The 22,018-nt window shown below is 65.6% G+C and carries 15 protein-coding genes and 2 pseudogenes; 12 read left to right on the top strand and 5 right to left on the bottom strand.

Annotated elements, in window-relative coordinates:
• Positions 1 to 58: 58 nt before the first annotated feature.
• Positions 59 to 487 (top strand): DUF805 domain-containing protein, encoded by a 429-nt coding sequence (locus FJQ54_RS00665; RefSeq protein WP_140926353.1) that lies wholly within the window; start codon positions 59 to 61, stop codon positions 485 to 487.
• A 520-nt stretch (positions 488 to 1,007) separates the two neighbouring features.
• Here FJQ54_RS00665 and FJQ54_RS00660 read toward each other — a convergent pair.
• Positions 1,008 to 2,255: a cytochrome P450 gene (locus FJQ54_RS00660; RefSeq protein ID WP_140926351.1), complete on the bottom strand. Its 1,248-nt coding sequence runs from the start codon at positions 2,253 to 2,255 to the stop codon at positions 1,008 to 1,010.
• A 97-nt stretch (positions 2,256 to 2,352) separates the two neighbouring features.
• A pseudogene (locus tag FJQ54_RS00655) lies at positions 2,353 to 3,590 on the bottom strand (dicarboxylate/amino acid:cation symporter).
• A gap of 100 nt (positions 3,591 to 3,690) precedes the next feature.
• Between FJQ54_RS00655 and FJQ54_RS00650 the strand changes: the two are divergent.
• From FJQ54_RS00650 to FJQ54_RS00630, 5 genes are all read left to right on the top strand, one after another.
• The gene (locus FJQ54_RS00650) at positions 3,691 to 4,341 is read left to right on the top strand and encodes an HAD-IA family hydrolase (protein WP_140926349.1); all 651 of its coding nucleotides are present in this window, start codon (positions 3,691 to 3,693) and stop codon (positions 4,339 to 4,341) included.
• Between the two features lie 435 nt (positions 4,342 to 4,776).
• Positions 4,777 to 7,131, top strand: coding sequence for a glycoside hydrolase family 127 protein (locus tag FJQ54_RS00645; protein WP_140926347.1), 2,355 nt, complete (start codon positions 4,777 to 4,779; stop codon positions 7,129 to 7,131).
• Positions 7,128 to 8,144 carry an Ldh family oxidoreductase gene (locus FJQ54_RS00640; RefSeq protein ID WP_140926345.1) on the top strand — a complete coding sequence of 339 codons (1,017 nt, stop codon included), beginning with the start codon at positions 7,128 to 7,130 and terminating at the stop codon, positions 8,142 to 8,144. The genes FJQ54_RS00645 and FJQ54_RS00640 overlap by 4 nt, the downstream gene beginning before the upstream one ends.
• Positions 8,141 to 9,874, top strand: coding sequence for a DUF885 domain-containing protein (locus tag FJQ54_RS00635; protein WP_140926343.1), 1,734 nt, complete (start codon positions 8,141 to 8,143; stop codon positions 9,872 to 9,874). The genes FJQ54_RS00640 and FJQ54_RS00635 overlap by 4 nt, the downstream gene beginning before the upstream one ends.
• Positions 9,875 to 9,957: 83 nt before the next feature.
• A complete protein-coding gene (locus tag FJQ54_RS00630) occupies positions 9,958 to 11,790 on the top strand; it encodes a DUF885 domain-containing protein (RefSeq protein ID WP_140926341.1) in 1,833 nt (610 codons plus the stop codon).
• A 379-nt stretch (positions 11,791 to 12,169) separates the two neighbouring features.
• Here FJQ54_RS00630 and FJQ54_RS00625 read toward each other — a convergent pair whose 3' ends face one another.
• Positions 12,170 to 13,345, bottom strand: a complete 1,176-nt coding sequence (locus FJQ54_RS00625) for a M24 family metallopeptidase (protein WP_140926339.1) — start codon at positions 13,343 to 13,345, stop codon at positions 12,170 to 12,172.
• Complete coding sequence (locus tag FJQ54_RS00620; RefSeq protein WP_140926337.1) at positions 13,342 to 14,571, bottom strand: NAD(P)/FAD-dependent oxidoreductase; 1,230 nt, start codon at positions 14,569 to 14,571, stop codon at positions 13,342 to 13,344. The genes FJQ54_RS00625 and FJQ54_RS00620 overlap by 4 nt, the downstream gene beginning before the upstream one ends.
• Positions 14,572 to 14,642: 71 nt before the next feature.
• Between FJQ54_RS00620 and FJQ54_RS00615 the strand changes: the two genes are divergently transcribed.
• From FJQ54_RS00615 to FJQ54_RS00590, 6 genes are all read left to right on the top strand, one after another.
• Positions 14,643 to 15,557, top strand: coding sequence for a dihydrodipicolinate synthase family protein (locus FJQ54_RS00615; protein WP_140926335.1), 915 nt, complete (start codon positions 14,643 to 14,645; stop codon positions 15,555 to 15,557).
• Between the two features lie 15 nt (positions 15,558 to 15,572).
• Positions 15,573 to 16,571 (top strand): 4-hydroxyproline epimerase, encoded by a 999-nt coding sequence (locus FJQ54_RS00610; RefSeq protein ID WP_140926334.1) that lies wholly within the window; start codon positions 15,573 to 15,575, stop codon positions 16,569 to 16,571.
• A 10-nt stretch (positions 16,572 to 16,581) separates the two neighbouring features.
• Positions 16,582 to 17,271, top strand: coding sequence for a GntR family transcriptional regulator (locus FJQ54_RS00605; protein ID WP_140926332.1), 690 nt, complete (start codon positions 16,582 to 16,584; stop codon positions 17,269 to 17,271).
• The gene (locus FJQ54_RS00600; protein WP_140926330.1) at positions 17,243 to 18,652 is read left to right on the top strand and encodes an amino acid permease; all 1,410 of its coding nucleotides are present in this window, start codon (positions 17,243 to 17,245) and stop codon (positions 18,650 to 18,652) included. Before FJQ54_RS00605 ends, FJQ54_RS00600 begins: the two co-directional genes overlap by 29 nt.
• A gap of 149 nt (positions 18,653 to 18,801) precedes the next feature.
• Positions 18,802 to 20,526, top strand: coding sequence for a hypothetical protein (locus tag FJQ54_RS00595; protein ID WP_140926328.1), 1,725 nt, complete (start codon positions 18,802 to 18,804; stop codon positions 20,524 to 20,526).
• Positions 20,527 to 20,553: 27 nt separating this feature from the next.
• The gene (locus FJQ54_RS00590) at positions 20,554 to 21,198 is read left to right on the top strand and encodes a DUF2238 domain-containing protein (RefSeq protein ID WP_140926326.1); all 645 of its coding nucleotides are present in this window, start codon (positions 20,554 to 20,556) and stop codon (positions 21,196 to 21,198) included.
• A 407-nt stretch (positions 21,199 to 21,605) separates the two neighbouring features.
• Here the strand turns inward: FJQ54_RS00590 and FJQ54_RS00585 are convergent.
• Positions 21,606 to 22,018: pseudogene (locus FJQ54_RS00585) on the bottom strand (RNA polymerase factor sigma-54); the annotation flags it as partial.

The raw sequence follows: 22,018 nt of genomic DNA, 5'->3' as shown, positions 1-22,018 counted from the left end.
CGTCCGCCCCGCTTCCCGGCTAGAAAACTCGCCTGCAACCACCGGCAAGGGGCCTGCCATGTCACTGATGTTCCAACCGCTTCGGAAATACGCCACCTTTTCCGGCCGCGCCCGCCGCAAGGAATATTGGCTGTGGCAGCTGTTCGTCGCCCTGCTCTACACCGCGCTCACCATCTGGTTGGTCAGCACGCTGGGGCCGATCCCCGAAACCGCCACTGCCGACGAGATGATGGCGCAGATGAACGGTGCCCCCGCCGCCATGTATCCCATGATCGCCATCGGTCTCGCCTCGCTGCTGCTGTTCCTCCCCTCGCTGGCCGTCACCGTCCGCCGCATCCACGACAGCGGCAACTCCGGCTGGTGGATCCTGCTGGGCCTCACCGCCGTCGGCGGTATCGTCATCCTCGTCTTCGCCCTGATCGACGGCACCCCCGGCCCGAACCGCTACGGGGCGGATCCGAAGGGGCGTGCCGCGCCTGCTTATTGAGGGGTGGGCCGTAGGGGGTTTTGCCTCCGGCGGCCGGGCTCTGCCCGGACCCGGCAGGGAAATGATTTCCCTGCACCCTCTACATTGGCGCAGCGGCCCAACTCCAACGTCGCATGAGTGATCAGATTCGATTGCCTGCGGCGCACCGCAGCCCTCTCCCCCTGCAAGGGGGAGAGTTGGAGAGGGGGTGTCACCGCCGGGCCTGATCCACTGACATTACAAAGAGCACAACGGAAGCGCCGCAGGCAATCAACCGCCATCCTCGCGCCCGACGGATAACCCCCACCCCAACCCCTCCCCTGGAAGCGAAGCTGACGCGAAGCGTCAACAGGAGGGGCTAAGTAAAAAGTTCGGGGGTGCGAGCGGCGTCACGCCCCTGCCGGGTGCCGGGCAGCGCCCGGCCCGCCGGAGGCCTCCAACGCACCCACCTCCCCCGACAACCCCGCACAGAAAAACGCCCCGGCCGTTTCCGGCCGGGGCGCTCCCTCTCTCTCCCCAACTTGTTTCGCAGCCTGCCTTGTCAGCTGCGCGTCATCACGACTGGCAGGCTGCGGAAACCGTGCACGAACGACGAATAAACCCTTGTCGGCTCACCGACAATCTTCACCTTCATCTGCCGCTTCTGCATTTCTTCCAGCAGGATGCCGATCTGCAGTTCGGCCAGCCGCGCGCCGACGCAGCGGTGGATGCCAAAGCCGAAGCTCAGGTGCCGCCGCGAATTCTCACGGCAAGGGTCGAATATATCCCCATTGGGGAAGATCGCTTCGTCGCGGTTGGCGGAAAGATACCACAGCAGCACCTTCTCGCCCGCGCGGATCAGCTGGCCGCCCACTTCGAAATCCTCGGTCGCGGTGCGGCGCATATGCGCCAGCGGCGTCTGCCAGCGGATCAGTTCGGAAACTCCGTTCGGGATCAGCGACGGGTCCGCCATCATCTTCGCCCAATTGTCCGGATACAGGTTCTGCACCATCACAGAGCCGGACATGGTGTTGCGCGTGGTATCGTTGCCGCCCACGATCAGCAGCACCAGATTGCCCAGATATTCCTGCGGCGTCATATTCTTCGTCGCGTCGGAATGGATCATCATGGAAATCAGGTCCGGGCGCGGCTCGGAACTGGCGCGCTCGTTCCACAGGCGGGTGAAATAGCCCACCATTTCATAGAGCGTTTCCCAGCGCTTGTTGTTCTTCTCCTCGTCCTCGATCGCCTCGAAATCCGCCGCAGCGTCAGACCATTTCGTCAGCAGCCGCCGATCCTCCCACGGGAAATCGAACAGGATGGCCAGCATCCCCGTCGTCAGCTCGATGGAGACTTTATCCACCCAGTCGAATTCCGCGCCCACGGGCAGGCTGTCCAGCAGTTCCGCCGTGCGCTGGCGGATTCCGGCCTGCTGGCGCAGCATTTCCGCCGGGGTGAAGGCGGGTGCGACGGTGCGGCGCTGGCCGGTGTGATCGGGCCGGTCCATGGCGATGAACATCGGCATCTTCGGCTCGTCCTCGCGCCCTTCGGGCGTGTCGGCGATGGTGATTCCGCCCTTTTCCCAGCTGGACGAGAAGATTTCGGGCCGCCCCTCCACCTCCATGATGTGCTGGTGCGACACGATGTTCCAATAGGGGCCATACATGCTCTCTGGGCACCAGTGCACCGGCCCGGCATGCCGCATTTCGGCAAAATAGGGCAGCACATGGCTATATTCGGTCCACAAATGCGGGTTGCCGATATCCAGAACCTCCGGCGGCAGGGCCACCGGGCGCGCAAGCGTTGCCATTATTCCTCACTCCCTCTTTGTTAAGCGGGAGGGTAACTCAACGGCATTCGGAGTCAATAGAGTGCGGAGTTTTACTCCGCAAAATGCGTCAGAGCGTTTACTCCGCTGCAACGGGCTGCTTCTTCTCCCATTCGGCGACCACCGCCGTCGCCACCGCATTGCCCACCACGTTGGAGGCGGAGCGGCCCATATCGAGGAAGTGATCCACCGCCAGAATCAGGATCAGCCCGGCCTCCGGAATGTTGAACTGGCCCAGCGTGGCGGCGATCACCACAAGGCTGGCGCGCGGCACGCCGGCCATGCCCTTCGACGTCACCATCAGGATCAGCAGCATCGCCACTTCCTGCGCGATGGACAGGTCTATGCCATAGGCCTGCGCGATGAAGATCGTGGCGAAGGAGCAATACATCATCGAGCCATCGAGGTTGAAGCTATAGCCCAGCGGCAGCACGAAGCTGGCGATTTTCGGCGGCACCCCGAATCGCTCCAGCGCCTCCAGTGTGCGCGGATAGGCGGCCTCTGAACTGGCGTGGTGAAGGCCAGCACGATCGGGTCGCGGATCTCCAGCGCCAGCCGTCCGGCATTCTTCATGCCGATCACCAGCCCGCCGGCGAACAGGATCGTCAGCATCAGCAGCGCCAGCGCCACGTAAAAACCGCCCATGAACGCACCATAGGTGATCAGCACGCCCAGCCCGCGCTCGGCGATGGTGGCCGTGACGGCGGCGAACACGGCGAGCGGCGCAAAGCGCATCACGAAGCCCGTCACGATCAGCATCAGGTGCATGATCGCTTCCGCTGCCTTTAGGATCGGCGCGCCTTTTTCCCCCATCTTCGCCAGCGCCACGCCCGCGAACAGAGAGAAGATCACGATCTGCAGAATCTCGTTGGTCGCCAGCGCTTCGAAGATGGATTTGGGCACCAGATGCGTCACGAATTTCTTCAGATCGAAGGCAGCCGTGCTGATCCCGCTTTCCGCAGTCGCGGGCGGCAGCGGCAGGTCCAGCCCCACGCCCGGCTGCAGCAGGTTCACCGCAAAAATGCCGATGGTGATGGACACGAACGACGCGCCGATGAACCACGCCAGCGCCCGCCCGCCGATCCGCCCCAGCGCCTTCGCGTCTCCGCCCATATGGCCGATGCCCGAAACCAGCGCCGCGAACACCAAGGGCGCGATGATCATCTTGATCAGCCGCAGGAACAGGTCCGTCACGATGCCGAGGTAATAGACGACATCCGTCACCGTTTCCGGCGACGCGGCGCGGTTCACGACAAATCCAACGACAAGCCCCAGCGCCAGCGCGCCAAGAATCCACCAGGTGAGCGACTTTCCCATAGTGCGCTGGGTGCCAGCTTGGCGCGGACGGAGCAAGCAGTCTTCCCAGTTGCGCCGCCGCCGAACAGCCGCCATCCGGCTCTGGCGTAGGGAGGACACAGTGAAAACAGACTATGAAGCCGTGCTCTGGGATTTCGGCGGAGTGATCACCAGCTCGCCATTCGAAGCCTTCAACCGCCATGAAGCCACGCACGGCCTGCCGCACGGCTTCATCCGCCAGGTGAACAGCCGCAACCCAGACAGCAACGCCTGGGCAAGGCTGGAACGCAACGAGATCGGCGGCGACGAATTCGACATCGCCTTCCGCGCCGAAGCACAAGCGCTGGGCCATGACGTGCGCGGCGCGGAGGTTCTGGCGCTGCTGTCCGGCGATATCCGCCCGCGCATGGTCGCCGCGCTGGATGCGCTGAAAGCCGCCGGTTTCGCCATCGGCTGCATCACCAACAACGCGCAAGTGGGCCACGGCCCCGGCATGACAGACGACAACGCCAAGGCCGCCGCCGTCGCCGCCGTGCTGGCGCGGTTTGATCATGTGATCGAAAGCTCCAGGGCCGGGGTGCGCAAGCCGGACCCGCGCATCTACCAGATGATGTGCGAGGCGCTTTCGCTGGACCCCGCACGCTGCATCTACCTCGACGACCTCGGCATCAACTGCAAACCCGCCGCCGCGCTGGGCATGGCAGCGATCAAGGTGAACGGGGAGGATCAGGCGCTGGCGGAGCTGGGGGCGTTGTTGGGGATGAGGCTGTAGCGGGATGAACGAAGGGGCTCTGCCCCTTCACCCCGGCAGGGGCGTGACGCCCCTGCACCCCCGACGTTTTAGCCCCTCCTCCTTTAGGGGAGGGGTTGGGGTGGGGGTTCTCCGCTTGGCACTATGTTGGGGGTTTATGGCCTGCGGCGCTTTTCGTTGAGCGTGTTTCGCTGTTGTGGATCAGGCCCGGCGGTGACACCCCCTCTCCATCTCTCCCCCTTGCAGGGGGAGAGAGCTGCGTAGCGCCGCAGGCAATCGAAGCGGATCACACGCACGATGTTGCAGTTGGTCCGCAACGCAAATGTCGAGGGTGCAGGGAAATCATTTCCCTGCTGGGCGCAGGGCAAAGCCCTGCCCGCCGGAGGCATAACCCCCAACCTTGACCCACTCCTCATTCGTCTATAGTATACGATATCACCACCAAAGGGAGACGAGATGCTGACGCTCAGGCGCCGGGAACTTCTGGCGGGTGCTGCCGCCATCGCTGCCCTGCCCCATGCCCCGGCCTGGGCTGCAACCGCAGCTGTGCGGGCGAAGCCGTTGCCCTTGGCGGCGGTTCGGCTGAAACCTTCTGATCATGCGCGCGCGGTGGAGGCCAACAGGGCCTATCTGCACCGGTTGCAGCCGGATCGGCTGCTGCACAATTTCCGCAAATATGCCGGGCTGGAGCCGAAGGCACCGATCTATGGCGGCTGGGAATCCGACACCATCGCCGGCCATACGCTGGGCCATTATCTGACGGCGCTGGTGCTGATGCACCAGCAGACGGGCGATGCGGAGATGCGCCGCCGGGCGGATACCATCGTGGGCGAACTGGCCGAGGCGCAGGCGAAGCGCGGCAATGGCTATGTCGGCGCGCTGGGCCGCAAGCGGAAGGATGGCAGCGTGGTGGATGGGGAGGAGATTTTCCCCGAGATCATGCGCGGGGATATCCGTTCGACCGGCTTCGATCTGAACGGCAGCTGGGCCCCGCTTTACACCATGCACAAATTGTTCGCGGGCCTGCTGGACGTGCATGGCGCGTGGGGCAACCTCCAAGCGCTCAGTGTGGTGGAAGGGCTTGGTGCTTATTTCGAAAAGGTGTTTGCGCCGCTGACGGCGGATCAGGTGCAGCAGGTGCTGGCCTGCGAATATGGCGGGCTGGCGGAAAGCTATGCCGAGCTTGCCGCCCGCACCGGCAACGCCCGCTGGCTGAAGATGGCGGCCCTGCTGTATGACAAGAAGGTGCTGGACCCGATCTTCGCCGGCGAGGACCGGCTGGCCAACATTCATGCCAACACGCAGATTCCCAAGCTGATCGCGCAGGCGCGGATTCACGAGGTTTCCGATGCGCCGGATCGGGCGAAGGCCGCGCGCTTCTTCTGGGATCGGGTGACGGGGCATCACAGCTATGTGATCGGCGGCAATGCGGACCGGGAATATTTCTTCGAGCCGGACCAGATCGCCAAGCATATCACCGAACAGACCTGCGAGCATTGCAACAGCTACAATATGATGAAGCTGACGCGGCATCTGTGGCAGTGGCAACCGCATGGCGCGCTGTTCGATTATTATGAGCGCACGCATCTGAACCATACGCTGGCCGCGCAAGACCCGGATACGGGCGGCTTCACCTATATGACGCCGCTGATGTCCGGCATCGCCCGCGAATTTTCCAGCGCTGAGGACGATCAGTTCTGGTGCTGCGTCGGCTCCGGCATGGAGGCGCATTCGAAGCATGGCGACAGCATCTTCTGGGAGGGCGCGGATGGCACGCTGTTCGTGAACCTCTATATCCCGGCAGATGCGCAATGGGCCGCGCGGCGCGCGCAACTGTCGCTGGAAACCGGCTACCCTTACGCGGGCGAGGCAACGCTCAGCTTCGCGCGGCTGAAGCCCGGCCGCTTCCCGGTGGCGCTGCGCGTGCCCGGCTGGGCGGCGGGCAAGGCGGAGATTCTGGTGAACGGCAAGCCCGCGCAGGCGCAGGTCTCGCGCGGCTATGCCAGCGTCACGCGGCACTGGAAGGCGGGCGACAGCATCGCCATCCGCCTGCCGATGGAGTTGCGGCTGGAACCAACACAGGGCGATGACGGCACCGTCGCCGTGCTGCGCGGCCCGCTGGTGCTGGCGGCAGACCTTGGCCCGGCGGATCAGCCCTTTGCGGGCGCGGCCCCGGCGCTTGTCGGCGCAGACCTGCTGGCGGGCTTCAGCGCCAGCGATCCGGCCGGGGCGCTCTATGCCGCGCGCGGCGTCGCCCGCCCCGGAGACCTCGCGTTCGCGCCCTTCCACCGCCAGTATCAGCGCCGCAGCGCCGTCTATTTCCGCCGCTTTACCGATGGCGAATGGGCCGCGGAAGAAGCCGCCTTCCTCGCCGAACAGGCGCGGCTGAAAGACCTCGCCGCCCGCTCCGTCGACGTGATGCATCTGGGCGAAATGCAGCCCGAGCGCGACCATGATCTGACGAGCGAGATCAGCTATCCGGTGGTCTATCGCGGGCGGCAGGGGCGCGATGCGCGATCCGGCGGTTTCATCGAATTCACCATGAAGGTGAAGCCCGGCCCGCTGCTGCTGCAATCCAGCTACTGGGGCGATGAGCGCCCGCGCAGCTTCGATATCCTGATCGACGGGCAGCGCATCGCCACGCAGAAGCTGGGGCATGACAAGCCCGGGGAGTTCATCGACATCGACACCCCGGTTCCCGAGGCCCTGACGCGCGGCAAGACCAGCGTGCGGGTGAAGTTCGTGCCGCATGACCGCAACACCGCTGGCCCGGTGTTCGGCGTGCGCCTGTTTACGCAGAAGCAGCCATGAGCGGCGTGCACATGACGCTGGACGAGTTGCGCGCGCTGGCCCGCGCCAAGCTGCGCGTCGTCGGCCTTGCGCCGGACCATGCCGATGCGGTCGCCGAAACCATGGTCTCCGGAGAGCGCGACGGCTGCGCCAGCCACGGTATTTACCGGCTGCTGGTGGCGGCGGGCAGCGTGAAATCCGGCGTCGCCGTGCCCGATGCCGTGCCGGAGGTGTCCGAACCCGCGCCCGCGCTGGTGAAGGTGGATGGCAAGGGCGGCTTCGCCCAGCTTCCCTTCGAACGCGGGCTGCCGCTGCTGGCGGAGAAGGCGCGGCGGCACGGCATCGCCGCGCTCGCCATCACCAACGCCGTGCATTTCGCCGCGCTCTGGCCGGAGGTGGAGGCGGTGACACAGCAGGGCCTTGTCGCGCTGGCGTTCACGCCGAACCACGCGTGGGTCGCGCCCGCAGGCGGCACCAAGCCGCTGTTCGGCACCAACCCCATCGCCTTTGGCTGGCCCCGCCCCGGCGGCGATCCGTTCGTGTTCGATTTCGCCACCACCGAAGTCGCGCGCGGCGAAATCGAACTGCACCGCCGCGCAGGCAAGCCCGTGCCGGAGACATGGGGCTATGATGCGCAAGGCCAGCCCACCACAGACGCAAAGGCCGTGCTGGACGGCGCGATGCGCACCTTCGGCGGCCACAAGGGCTCGGCGCTCGCCGCCATGGTGGAACTGTTGGCCGGGCCGCTGATCGGCGACATGACCAGCAGCGAATCGCTGGCGGCGGACGGCGGGCGCATGGGCTCCCCCATCGGCGGCGAACTGATCCTCGCGCTGGATCCGAAGGGCTTTCTCGGCGCGAATCTGGAGGATCGCTTCGCAGCCGCCGAAGCCATGTTCGCGGCCATCGAAGCGCAGGGCGCGCGCCTCCCTTCCGCCCGCCGCTATGCCGCCCGCGCGATCAGCCTCAGCGAGGGCGTCACCATTCCGGCACCTCTGTATGCAGACATCATGGCGATCGGATCGAACCAATGAAACAGGTGCTGGCGCTGCTGGCAGGAGCATGGATGATGGCGACAGCCGCGCAGGCGCAAACGGCAGACCAGACGCTGACAGCGCTGACAGAGGCCGAATATGGCTGGCGCACGCAACAATCCCCGCCCAACGAAGACAGCCCCCAGGCGGAGTTCAACCTGCCCGATGTCGGCCCGGCAGCGCAGGCGGCGAAGCTGACGCGCTGGACGGAAACACTCGCCGCACTCGACGCCATCGACCGCGCCTCCCTTTCCCCCGCGCAGAAGGTGAATTACGCCGTCTATCGCGGCCAGATCGAAGCGCTGCTGGCCGAACAGCGCTTTCGGGACTTTGAAAAGCCCCTCACTTCCGACACCAGCTTCTGGAGCGACCTCGGCTATGTCGCCCGCTCGTCGCTGAAGACGGAGGCCGATTATCGCGGCTACCTCGCCATGCTGCGGGACATGCCACGCTATTTCGATCAGAATATTGCCAATATGCGCGCCGGTCTGGCGCGCGGCTTCACGCCCGCGCAGATCACGCTGAAGGGCCGCGACATCGGCGTGGCGCAGGTGGCAGAGGCGAAAACGGCGGAAGCCAACCCGTTCTACGAACCCTTCCGCCACATGCCCGCGAACATCCCCGCCGCGAAGCAGGCCGAACTGCGCGCAGAGGTCGTGGCCGCGATCAACCAATCCGTTATTCCCGCGCACGCAAAACTGCTGGCCTTCCTGCGCACCGAATATGAACCCGGCGCGCGCACCACGCTCGCCGCCTATGACCTGCCGGACGGCCGCGCCTATTACGCCTCCAAAGTGCGGGAGTTCACCACGCTCGATCTCACGCCGGAACAGGTGCACGAGATCGGGCTGGCGGAAATGGCGCGCATTCGCGGCCGCATGGAACAGGTGATGCGGCAGGTCGGCCACAAGGGCGATCTGGCGAGCTTCCTCACTTTCCTGCGCACCGATCCGCAATTTTATGCGAAAACCCCGCAGGAGTTGCTGAACCGCGCCGCATGGATCGCCAAGACGTTCGACGGCAAGGCGGACCAATATTTCGGCCACCTGCCGCGCCGCCGCTTCGCCATCAAGCCGGTGCCGGACGATCTCGCCCCCTTCTACACAGGCGGGCGCGGCGGGCCGGGCATTTATCTGGTGAACACTTACAATCTGCCCGCCCGGCCGCTCTATTCGCTCACCGCGCTGACGCTGCACGAAAGCGCGCCCGGCCATGCCTTCCAGATGCCGCTGGCGGCGGAAAACAAAGATCTCCCGGCCTTCCGGCGCGACAGCTACCTCTCTGTCTATGGCGAGGGCTGGGCGCTCTATTCCGAGATTCTGGGCGAGGAAATGGGGATGTACGAAACCCCCTACGACCTGTTCGGGATGCTGTCGTATCAGGCGTGGCGCGCCTCGCGGCTGGTGGTGGATACCGGCCTGCACGCCAAGGGCTGGAGCCGGGAACAGGCGCAGGCCTATCTGCGCGACAACACGGCGTTGTCAGAGCATGAGATCGGCACAGAGGTGGACCGCTACATCGCATGGCCCGGGCAGGCGCTCAGTTACTATGTCGGGCAGTTGGCGATCCTGAAGGCGCGGCGGCGCGCAGAGACGGAACTGGGCGAGCAGTTCGACGTCCGCGCCTTCCACGACGCCATACTCGCGCTCGGCTCCGTGCCTGTTTCCGAAATCGAGCGCCGCACCGATGAACTGATCGCCGCGAAGGGGAAATGGGTGATCCCCGACTGACGGTTCGCCGCATGCCGAGTTGCGCGCGGCCTGCCACTGTGCAACCTCTGAACCCCCTGTTTTCACCTGAGGATGATCCGATCATGCAGCCCGTGGCGCGCCGTCAACTTCTCCTGTCTGGCGGGGCGCTTGCCGCTGCGCAGCTTGTGCCCGGCGCGCTGCGTGCAGCCGCCCCCGCAGACGAGGCAGCCGGGCAAAGGCTGGGCGGCGTGGCGGAGGCGCTGCTGGCCGAATATCCGGAAAACGCCAGCGCGCTGGGGCTGGATACGGGGGTGCGCGCGGCGCTGAAATCCCGGCTGACGGATCGCACGCCGGCCGGCGTTCAGGCGCTGGCCGCCGCCGCCCGGCAGCGGCTGGCACAACTGCGCAGCGTCGATAGCAGCCGCCTCGGGCCGGACGCGCGCACCCATGTCGCCGTGACCGCAGCGGCCCACGCGCTGGCGGTGGAAGGCTTCGATTTCGGCTTCGGCGACACGGTGATGCTGAACCAGCTCTGGTCGTATCGGAACGCGCCTTATGTGGTGGCGCAGAATATGGGCGCGTTCGTGGAAATCCCGGACTTCCTTGAGAACAGCCATAGCGTCAGCAATGCGGCAGACGCAGACGCCTATCTGGCGCGGATGGAGGCCTATGCCGCCGCGCTGGATGGCGAAACCGTGCGGCTGGCGCAGGATCGCGGCAAGGGCGTCGTCGCGCCGGACTTCCTGCTGGACAAAACCTTGCGGCAGATGAAGGCCGCGCGCGCCCAGCCGGTGGGTGAATGGGGCGTCGTCGGCACGCTGGCGCGGCGCACGGGTGACATTCCGGGCGATTATGCCGCCCGCGCCACGAAGCTCGCGGCAGACAGGATCGCCCCCGCGCTGGACCGGCAGCTGGCGGAACTGGCGCGCCACCGCGCCGTCGCCACCTCAGACGCCGGGGTGTGGAAACTGCCCAAGGGCGATGCCTATTATGACTGGGCGCTGCGCGCGGCCACCACCTCAACTCTGACGCCGGAGCAGGTGCATCAACTGGGGTTGGAGCAGGTGAAAACGCTGCACGCGCAGATGGATGGCCTGCTGCGGGCGCAAGGGCTGACGCAAGGCACCGTGGGCGAGCGGATGACGGCGCTGGGCAAGGATCCGAAGCATCTGTTCCCCAACACCGATGCCGGGCGGGCGCAGATTCTGGATTATCTGAACGGCCGCATCACCGACATTCGCGGGCGGATGCCGCGCGCGTTCGCCACGCTGGTGCCCGGCAATCTGGTGGTGAAGCGGGTGCCGCCCGATATCGAGGCCGGGGCGCCCGGCGGCTCTGCCACGGCGGGGACGATGGATGGCACGGTGCCGGGCATCTTCTTCATCAACCTGCGCGACACCGCGACGAACCCCCGCTTCGGCCTGCCGACGCTAGCTTACCATGAGGGGATTCCGGGCCATGTCTGGCAGGGCGAATATAGCTATAAGCTGCCGCTGATCCGATCCCTGCTGGCGTTCAACGCCTATTCGGAAGGCTGGGCGCTTTATGCCGAGCAGCTGGCCGACGAGCTGGACGTGTATGATGGCGATCCGTTCGGGCGGCTGGGCTATCTGCAATCCATCGCCTTCCGCGCCTGCCGTCTGGTGGTGGACACTGGCCTCCACGCCAAGCGCTGGACCCGCGAACAGGCGATCCACTGGTTCGCCAGCACCAACGGCTCCCCCATCGAGGAAGTCAGCAGCGAGGTGGACCGCTATTGCGCATGGCCGGGGCAGGCCTGCGGCTACAAGGCGGGCCATAATGAGATCAACCGGTTGCGCCGGAAGGCGCAGAGCGCGCTGGGTTCCCGCTATGACCAGCGGCTGTTCAACGATGCGGTGGTGAAGGCGGGCGGGGTGCCGATGACGGTGCTGGAGCAGCTGGTGGATGCGCATATCGCGGGGGTGCGGGGGTAGGGTTTGCGGGTTTCCGCCCCCGTTCCGGCGCGCCCTATTCCCGCAAACACAGCGTCACCCCGGACTTGATCCGGGGTCCAGCTGTTCTTCGGCGAGGTTTGCGGGTGAAGCTGGACCCCGGATCAAGTCCGGGGTGACGGTTGTGGTTGGTGGGGAGGTTGGTGGATCAGGCCCGGCGGTGACACCCCCTCTCCATCTCTCCCCCTTACAGGGGGAGAGGGCTCCGTAGCGCCGCAGGCAATCAGAGTGGATCACTCGCACGACGCGGACGTCGGACCATAACGCCAATGTTGAGGGTGCAGGGAAATCATTTCCCTGCCGGGTTCCAAGGGCAGAGCCCTTGGCCTTCCCTCTACCCTTCGCCGACCCGCCAGCCCCCTCAGCCGAACGGCTGTTCCAGTGAGACCTGCGGTTCGGTGAACCATTTCGCGCCGGTTGCCGTTACGTGAAAATGGTCTTCCAGCCGGATACCGAAGCGGTCTGGCACCACGATCATGGGTTCGTTGGAGAAGCACATGCCTTCGGCCAGCGGCGTCCTGTCTCCGCGCACGAGGTAGGCGGGTTCGTGGATGGCGAGGCCGATGCCGTGGCCGGTGCGGTGTGGCAGGCCGGGCAGGCGGTAATCCGGGCCGAGGCCGGCCTTTTCCAGCACCGCGCGGGCGGCGGCGTCGACGCTTTCGCAGGGGTTGCCGGGGATCACGGCGTCGAAGGCGGCGGCCTGTGCCTCTTTTTCCAGCGCCCACAGGCTGGCGATTTCGTCGCTCACTTTACCGAAGGCGTAGCTGCGGGTGATGTCGGAATGATAGCCCTCGACGGTGGTGCCGGTGTCGATCAGCACCAGCTCATTTTCGGCCAGTTGCTGGTCTCCGGGAAGGCCGTGCGGGAAGGCGGTGGCGCGGCCGAACTGCACGGCGCAGAAGGTGGAGCTGGTGCCCGCGAGTGCGCGGTGGGCGGAATCGATGAAGCGCTTCACTTCGCTGGCGCGGATGCCGGGCGCGAGGATGCGCGCGGCGCGGCGGTGCACTTCCAGCGTGATGTCTTTCGCCTGCTGCATCAACGCCAGTTCGGTGGGGGATTTGCACATGCGCAGGCCGTCGATGGCGGGGGCGCCGTCGACGATGGCCAGCTTCTCGCCCAGCCGCCGTGCCGCGCCGAAGTTCAGCAGCGGATCCAGCGCCAGCACCGCGCCTGCGGGCAGGCTGGCGGCCACCAGATCGGTGGGGCTTTCATCTTCTTCCCACAGGCGGATGTCGGCCGGAATCGCCAGTTCGGCCTGCAACGATCCCAGCTCGAACGCCGGGCAGATCATGATCGGTTCGCCGCTCACAGGCAGCAGCAGCGCCACCAGCCGCTCGGTCGCGCCCCAGCTGATGCCGGTGAAATAGCGGAGCGATGGCCCGGCGTTCACCAGCAGCGCATCCGCGCCCAGCACCGCTGTCGCTGCGCGGGCGCGGGCGATGCGGCTCAGCCGTTCGTCTGCGGAAATGCCGGGGGCGCGGTTGGGCCAGAGGCTCAGCGCGGCGAGTTCGGCGTCTGCGGTTGAGCCACCAATCATCGGGGTTCTCCAAAACGGGCAAGATCAAAGGGTTTCAGCGGCACGGGCGAGGCATCGCCCGCGACCAGCGCCGCCACCAGTTCGGACGTGATCGCCGCCAGCGTCAAGCCCAGATGCTGATGCCCGAAGGCATAGAGCAGGTTGGGCGCGGCGCGCGAGCGGCCGATGGCGGGCAGATAATCCGGCAGCGTCGGCCGCGCGCCCATCCAGCGTGTGAACGGCCCGCTCAGCGGCAGGCCGAGGGCGGCCACATGCGCCTCCAGCCGTTCCCACTTGCGCACGTCGGGCGGGGCGTCGGGAGTGCCGAACTCCACGAAGCTGGCGGCCTGCACGGCGTGCGCATAGCGGGTGACGATCATCGAGCGATCCTCGAACACCAGCGGCGGCATGTCGGCGGGCCAGCGCGACGCGTCAGCGCGAATATGATAACCGCGCTCGGCGATCAGCGGCGCGGTCAGCCCGGCGGGGGCCACCAGCGCCGCACTGCGCGCACCCGCGCACACCAGCAGCAAGTCCGCCTCATGCCCCGGCACACAGGCGCGCCCGCCTTGCACCCCAACCGCGCCACGTTCGCGCAGGATGCGCCCGCCCGCCGCAGTCAGCGCGGCTTCCAGCGCCTCCGCCAGCTGCCCCAGATCGGCAATCTGCGCCGTGCCGCCGAAGCGCGCCACCCCGGCGATGGACGCCGTCGTCACGCCCCGGATCGCCGCCAGATCGTCCGCGCTTGCCGGGTGCACTATGGCCGTGCCGGTGTCGGCGGCCTCCCATGCGGCCCGGCCCTTCGCCGCGCTCGCCTCGCTTTCCCACGCCACCAGATGCCCGTCGCGCTTCAGCAGCTCGGGGCAGCCCAGCGCCTCGGCCAGCCGTTCCCACGCGGGCAGCGCTGCCGCCAGCAGCGGGCGCAGCGCGTCGCAGCCATCCTGAAACCCGTCCCGGCTGGAGGCGTTCACGAATCTCAACGCGAAGGGCAGCCAGTGCGGGGCCAGATGCAGCGGCAAATCCATCGCGCCGCCCGCCGCGAACCGCCGCTTCCAAGCCGACAGCAACGTCTCCACCGATGCCAGAGGCGCGACCTGTTCCGTGGCGATATGCCCGGCATTGCCCCAGCTGGCCGCAGCCCGCGCCGCGTCCGGTTCCAGCACCGTCACCGCATGCCCCGCGCGGGCCAGCGCCAGCGCGGCGGACAGCCCCACAACCCCGCCGCCCAGCACCAAAATCCGGCTCATCGAAATTGCCCTCTTGTCATGCGTGATTCATTATCGTATACGATATTCGAAGTCAAATGAGGAACGGCAAAATGGCAATCGGTTGGAAGGGTGTTTTCCCGGCAGTCACCACGCAGGTCCGCGCAGACCTGTCCATCGATGTGGCGGATACGCAGCGCGTGGTCGATGATCTGATCCGCGACGGCGTCACCGGCGTCATCGCGCTGGGCACCGTGGGCGAGAACAACTCGCTGGAGTTCGACGAAAAGGTGACGGTGCTCACCGCCATCGTCGAAGCCGTGAAGGGCCGCGTGCCCGTGATCACCGGCGTGTCCGAATATGACACCCGCCGCGCCGCCCGCTATGCGCAGGCCGCCGAAAAGGCCGGTGCCGATGGCCTGATGCTGCTGCCCCCCATGGTCTATGTGCCCAAGGCGCATGAACTCGCCGCCCACTTCAAGGGCGTCGCGGAAAAGACCGGCCTGCCGATCATGCTCTACAACAACCCGCCCGCCTATCGCACCACCATCAACAATGATGTGCTGGAAGCGGTGAAGGATGTGGCGAACATCGTGGCGATCAAGGAATCCGCGCCGGATACCCGCCGCTTCACGGACATCAAGAACGCCTTCGGCGATCGCTTCACCCTGTTCGCCGGGCTGGACGATGTGGCGCTGGAAGGCCTGTATCTGGGCGCGCAGGGCTGGGTTTCCGGCCTCACCAACGCCTTCCCGCAGGAATCGGTGGAACTGGTCCGCGCCTTCGAACGCGGCGATCATGCCAAGGCGATGGAAATCTACCGCTGGTTCATGCCGCTGCTGCATCTGGATGCGGAGCATGATCTGGTGCAGTCCATCAAGCTGGCGGAACAGGTGATGGGCCGCGGTTCCGAACGGGTGCTGCCGCCGCGTTACGTGCTGGAAGGCGCGCGCCGCGCAGAGGTGATCGCGATGGTGGAAAAGGCCGCCGCCACCCGCCCGTCGCTGACGGCGAGCAAGGCCGCTTAAGGACGCGTTCATCTCATGCGCCACACCTTCTTCTGCATAGATGGTCATACCGCCGGCAACCCCGTCCGCCTCGTGGCGGGCGGGGCCCCGCTGCTGAAGGGCGGCTCCATGTCGGAGCGTCGGCAGGATTTCATGACCCGGTTCGACTGGATCCGCACCGGCCTCTGCTATGAGCCGCGCGGGCATGACATGATGTCCGGCGGCTTCCTCTATCCGCCCACGCGGCCGGATACAGACACCGGCATCCTGTTCATCGAAACCTCCGGCTGCCTGCCGATGTGCGGCCATGGCACCATCGGCATGGTGACGTTCGCGCTGGAAAACGGCCTCGTCATCCCCGCCACGCCGGGCAAGCTGAAGATCGAGGTGCCCGCCGGGATCATCGACATCGCCTATGAAACAGCGGGCAACAAGGTGACGTCGGTGAAGATCACCAACGTCCCCGCCTATGTCGCGGCGACGGGGATCGAGGTGGAACTGGAGGGCTTCGGCCCGCTGACGGTCGATGTCTCCTACGGCGGCAATTATTATGGCATCGTCGAGCCGCAGGGGGCCTACACAGGGCTGGACGATCTGGGTGCCTCGCGCATCATCGAACTCAGCCGCCGCCTGCGCGCGGCGATCCGCGCAAAATATGAACCCGTGCACCCGCTGGACCCGACGATTCGCGGCGTCAGCCACATCCTGTGGGCCGACAAACCCCGTGGAGACGGCGCGGACGGCCGCAACGCGGTTTTCTACGGCGAAGGCGCAATCGACCGCTCCCCGTGCGGCACCGGCACCTCGGCACGGCTGGCGCATCTGCATTCGAAGGGGCTGCTGAAAGCGGGCGACCGCTTCGTCCATGAAAGCTATATCGGCAGCCGCTTCATCGGCCGGGTAGAGGCGGAAACAAAGCTGGGCGACACCCCCGCCATCATTCCCTCCATCGAAGGCTCCGCGATCCAGACGGGGATCAACACGATCTGGATCGACAAGGCCGATCCATTCTGGGAAGGCTTCCAGGTCAAATGAGGAGCCCGGATTGAGCCTTGTCGTGCGCACCCTGTCGGATCGAGTGTTCGAGATCGTGCGCGAGCAGATCGTGACGGGGCAGTTGGCTGACAACGCGCCCATCCGGCAGGACGCGCTGGCGGCCGAACTGGGCATCAGCAAGATTCCGCTGCGCGAGGCGCTGGCCCGGCTGGAGCAGGACGGGCTGATCGTCAGCCACGCCAATCGCGGCTATTTCGTGCAGCCGCTGTCCGCTGAGCAACTGGACGAGATTTTCGAGCTGCGGCTCTCCATCGAACCCGCCGCCGCCGCCCATGCCGCGCTGGCGGCGACGGATGCCGAACGCAGCGCCGCCATCGACGCGTTCGAGCGGCTGGACAGCGCCGCGGGCATCAATCTGGCCGAAGTGGCCGTGCGAAACCGCGAATTCCACATCGCGCTGACGAACAGCCCGGACAGGCCGTTGACGATGCAATTGGTGCAGCGGCTGTCGATCATGGCGGAACGCTATGTCGTCGCGCATCTGGAGCCTGCGGGCCGGGAAACCCGCGCGCATCAGGAACATCGCGGCCTGCTGGACGCCTTCCTCGCCCGAGACGCGGCGAAGCTGCAGGCGCTGCTGGCGCAGCATATCCGATCCACGCTGGACGATCTGAACGGCGAACCGGGTGCAATACAGGGAAAGGGAGTGGATGTTCGGCAGGCGCAAATCTCTAAGTGAAGTCACGCAGCACAGCCACGGACATGCGCTTGCGAAGACCCTGTCCTGGCCGCACCTGATCGCGCTGGGCGTGGGGGCCATCGTCGGCACCGGCATCTATACGCTGACAGGCGTTGGCGCGGAGCGCGCCGGGCCTGCGGTGATCCTTGCCTTCGCCATCGCCGGGGCCGTCTGCGCCTGCGCGGCGCTGGCCTATACAGAGCTTGCCACTATGATTCCGGCGGCAGGCAGCGCCTATACCTTCAGCTATGCCGCCATCGGCGAAACGGTCGCCTGGGTGGTGGGGTGGAGCCTGATCCTCGAATATTCGCTGGCCTGTTCCACCGTGGCGGTGGGCTGGTCGGGCTATCTGGTGGGCTGGATCCAGTCGGCCGGGGTGGAGCTTCCGCACGCCCTGCTGGTGGGACCGCATGCGGGCGGCATCATCAACCTGCCTGCCGTGCTGGTGGCGCTGGCGGTGATGGGGATGCTGATCGCGGGCACGCGGGAAAGCGCCACGCTGAACATCATCCTTGTGATCATCAAGCTGCTGGCGCTGGGGGCCTTCATCCTGTTCGCCATGCCCGCCTTCGACAGCGGCAATCTGAAGCCCTTCATGCCCTATGGCTTCGGCTCCACGCTGGATTCGGATGGCGTGCAGCGGGGGGTGATGGCGGCTGCGGCCATCGTCTTTTTCGCCTTCTATGGCTTCGACGCCGTCGCCACCTCAGCCGAGGAAGCCAAGAACCCGAAGCGCGATCTCACCATCGGCATCATCGGCTCCATGGCGGTGTGCACGCTGATCTACATGCTGGTCGCGGTTGCGGCGGTGGGGGCCATTCCCCACACCGAGCTCGCCAACTCGCCCGAGCCGCTGGCGCTGGTGCTGCGCACGCTGAACCAGCCGGTTGCCGCGCATCTGGTGGCGCTGGCCGCCATCATCGCCCTGCCGTCGGTCATTCTGGTGATGATGTATGGGCAAAGCCGCATCTTCTTCGTGATGGCGCGCGATGGGCTGCTGCCGCGCCGCCTCGCCAAGGTCAGCCCGCGCACCGGCGCACCGACGCTGATCACCATCATCACCGGCATTTCTATCGCCGCCGTGGCAGGCGTGTTCCGGCTGGACGAGATCGCCGAACTGGCCAATGCGGGCACGCTGCTGGCCTTCATTTCGGTGGGCGCCTGCCTGATGATCCTGCGCAAGACCGCCCCCAACGCCGAGCGGCTGTTCCGCAGCCCGGCCCCCTTCGTGGTGGGCACGCTGGCGATCCTGGGCTGCCTCTACCTGATGTTTAGCCTGCCGGGCACCACACTGGTTCGCTTCGGCATCTGGAACCTGATCGGGCTGGCGATCTATTTCGCCTACAGTCGGCGGCACAGCCTGATGGCAAAGGCGGGCTGAGCGGGGAACGCATTCGCGGTTAACCGGCAATCCCTGACGCCGGGCGGACAACAAAGCGATTCCCCTGAAACCGGGGTCGTGCAATGAGCGGAATCTACGCAATGTTGCGCGTCCCGGAGTCCCTCATGTTGTGTCACAGTCATGTTTTTGTGTCGCTGCTGGTCCTGATCGCATCCGCCCCCGCATCTGCTCAGGCATCCGCACAGGCTGAGACTGATCAGGCAAAGGCCATTCGCGAAGCCGCCGTCATCGATGTTCCGCTGTTGCTGGAGCGCGCCGATGCTTCTGAGGGCAATGGCATCCTGTGGAGCAAGGGGGACAGGCCTGCCAACCAGCTGCTGGCTCGGGCGACGGCGAAGCCTGTGCAAGTCGCACGCTTCGCGCCGACGGGAGACGCCTCCGATGCACAGCTTTTGTGGCGTGCGTTCCCCGGCGGAGAGAAGGCGGCGAAGCGAAGCGGCGAACTGAAGCTGGCAGACGGTCCGCGGACGTTCTGCGGAGCCGCCGGGCCGCGCAGCTTTGTTTGCTGGTTCGATACGGACGGGAACGGTGAGTTCGACGAGATGGCAGAAGCCCTCGCGGAGCGCGGGACGAAGCCCTATCATCTCACTATCGTCAAAAGCCGCCAGCCATTGGCAAAACCAAAGCCATACCAGATTCTGTCGGACGATCAGCGCCCGACCATCCCCATCGCGATCAGCAATTGCGACAAGGATTATGACCGTCCGCGCTTTGTCGCCCGCTCCACCCAGGATCAGGATGAGCCGGTTTCCTACGAGTGGCACGAAAAGGACAGCAGCTTCGCCATGTGCCGGCGCGGCCGACAAGTTCCGCCCACAGCAGCCAACGCAGCCCAGATACCGGCTGGCGGCTATCTGGCCGAAATCGGCCCGTTGACCTTCGCAGTCGGCCCGAAGAAAAATCCGACACTCACCCTGATCGGATTGACGGAGCCAGACGCGCTGTACCGGCTTGAGGCCGCCAGCCTTGTGAAGGTGGCTGTCGGCCCCACACCGGTTCAGGCGCAACTGATCGCCCGCCAGCAATTCCCTTATCCGACACTGCTGTCCGACAAGGGCGGCACGATCGAGCAGGGCAAGCTTGTGGCAGGGCAAACGCTGGCCAGCATTCCCTTTCACCATGCCTATCGGGGAAAGCTGACACAGGACGTCACCATCACGACCCTGCTCGGCAAGAGATCAGTCAGCGCAGGCACCATCGTCTATGGCTTTCCGGCGCGGATGCAACTGACATGGTCGAGGGGCGGCGTGCCGATGAGCATGCAGAAGGCTGAAAGCGAATTCCGCGAAGCCACCATGCAGTTGACATGGTGTGCCCCGGTGCAGGGGCCGCCCCCCGCAAAGGTTGATGAACGCAGCCGCGGCCGGAATGGCTGGACGGCAGCCTGCATCCCGCACGGCGCGATGGGAACCCACACCGTCCTGACCGGCCTCGAACCCGCGTTCGCCATCTCTGGCGTGGCCTATGACGTCTACACGTCCTCGAACGACGGCCCCCCTCCCATCGAGCGGAACGATCAGGCCGAATTCGCAGCGCCGTTGCGGATCGTCTATCTGTACGACGGAATGGACAGGCAGTTGATCTCCATCGCCGAGCAGATTTATTTCGGCGACTCCCTGACCAGTCAGACCATGAAGAAAATCAACATGAACGGCCGACAAGCGGTAATCGACATTGCTGGTGCACCGGTGGAGCTGACCGTGACGGATGACGCCGAGTTGATCGTGAAGCCTGCAGGCCAACCTAAGGAAGGCGTACCGCCCCTGCTGACATGGGACCAGAGCGCGATGCTGCGCGAACAGTTGAAGAAAATGGGGCTGACCGCAGTGCCTCGCCAACCCGATGACCAATAGCCGGGTTGGCGTTGCGATGCCTTCAGCATGACCAGCTATCTGGACGCGTGGCGCGATCTTCCGCGCCCGCAGTTTTTCATGCTTCTGGTTTTGGCGGTCGCGGTCGGGCTGGCCAATGTTCGCCAGCCTTACCCGGAGATTGCCCCGCTCCACCATATTCCGACGCTGCTTCTGGTGCTTGCCGCGCCGCTGTTGCTGGGCCGCTGGCCACTTTCGAACAAGGCGGTTGGTGCGCTGCTGATCTTCTGGCTGCTGCACACGCTTGGAGGCCGATACACTTATTCGAATGTACCTTATGACGAATGGGCCCATGCCTTGAACGGCCCTGCGTTCAGCGACATGTTCGGGCTGGCGCGCAACGGCTATGATCGGCTGGTGCATTTCGCGTTCGGGCTGCTGTGGGTGCTGCCCTTTTCCGAGGCAATGCGACGGCATGCAGGGATGGGGCGGCGCGGCAGCTTGTGGATGGCCTTGTTGTTCGTCGGAACCGCCAGTGCGCTTTACGAGATTTTCGAGTGGATGCTGACGATCCTTCTCGCGCCCGACATGGCGAACGAATATAATGGTCAGCAAGGCGACATGTGGGACGCCCAGAAGGATATGGCGGCGGCCATAGTCGGGGCAGTGATCGCGGCCCTGTGGCATGGCCGAAAGAGCAAACGAACCGGTTGATTTGAGCCGGTAGTTCGCGATCCGGCAAAACGTTTGCCGATCATAGTCTTTGCCAACCGTCCGGCCTTAACCGCCCCTCTCCCCCCGCTCAGGCTGAGCTTGTCGAAGCCCCATCTGGCTCAACCATTCCGCTCTCACCGTCCGGGCTTCGACAAGCTCAGCCTGAGCGGGGGAGGGGCGAGCAGGCGACGCCTGTTGGCAAAGGATGCAATCATCAAAAGATTCCGGGGGTGCAGGGGCGTCACGCCCCTGCCGGGGTGAAGGGGTGGAACCCCTTCGTTTTTTTGGCCCGGCGGTGGGGTAGAGAAGCTGGACCCCGGATCAAGTCCGGGGTGACGGTTGTGGGTGGGGTGACGTTGGGGGGGACAGTAGTTGAGAACTCGCGGCGTCTGCTTGGCAGCGCCCCCTCAGGCCGCGCGGACCAGCGCGCGGCGGCGGCGGTCGAAGCTGCTGGGGATGTTCATGGCTTCGCGGTATTTCGTCACCGTGCGGCGGGCGATATCGTATGCCGTCTTTTTTCAACGCTTCGACGGGCTTGTCGTCTGACAGCGGCTTCAGCGGATCTTCCGCGTCGATCAGGGCTTTCAGGCGCTGGCGCACGGCCTCGGCGGAGGCGTCTGTGCCGCCGTCGCTGCTCTGGATCGCGGTGGTGAAGAAATATTTCAGCTCGAAAACGCCGCGGTCGCAGGCCAGATATTTGTTGCTGGTGACGCGGCTGACGGTGGATTCGTGCATTTCGATCATGTCCGCGATCTGCCGCAGCGTCAGCGGTTTCAGGTGCGCGACGCCCTTTTCGAAGAAGGCTTGCTGTTCCTCCACC

The sequence above is a fragment of the Sandaracinobacter neustonicus genome (assembly GCF_006385875.1).
GTDB classification, from domain to species: domain Bacteria; phylum Pseudomonadota; class Alphaproteobacteria; order Sphingomonadales; family Sphingomonadaceae; genus Sandaracinobacteroides; species Sandaracinobacteroides neustonicus.
Note: the sequence above shows the minus strand (reverse complement) of the source record. Positions and strands in the feature narration are given on the sequence as shown.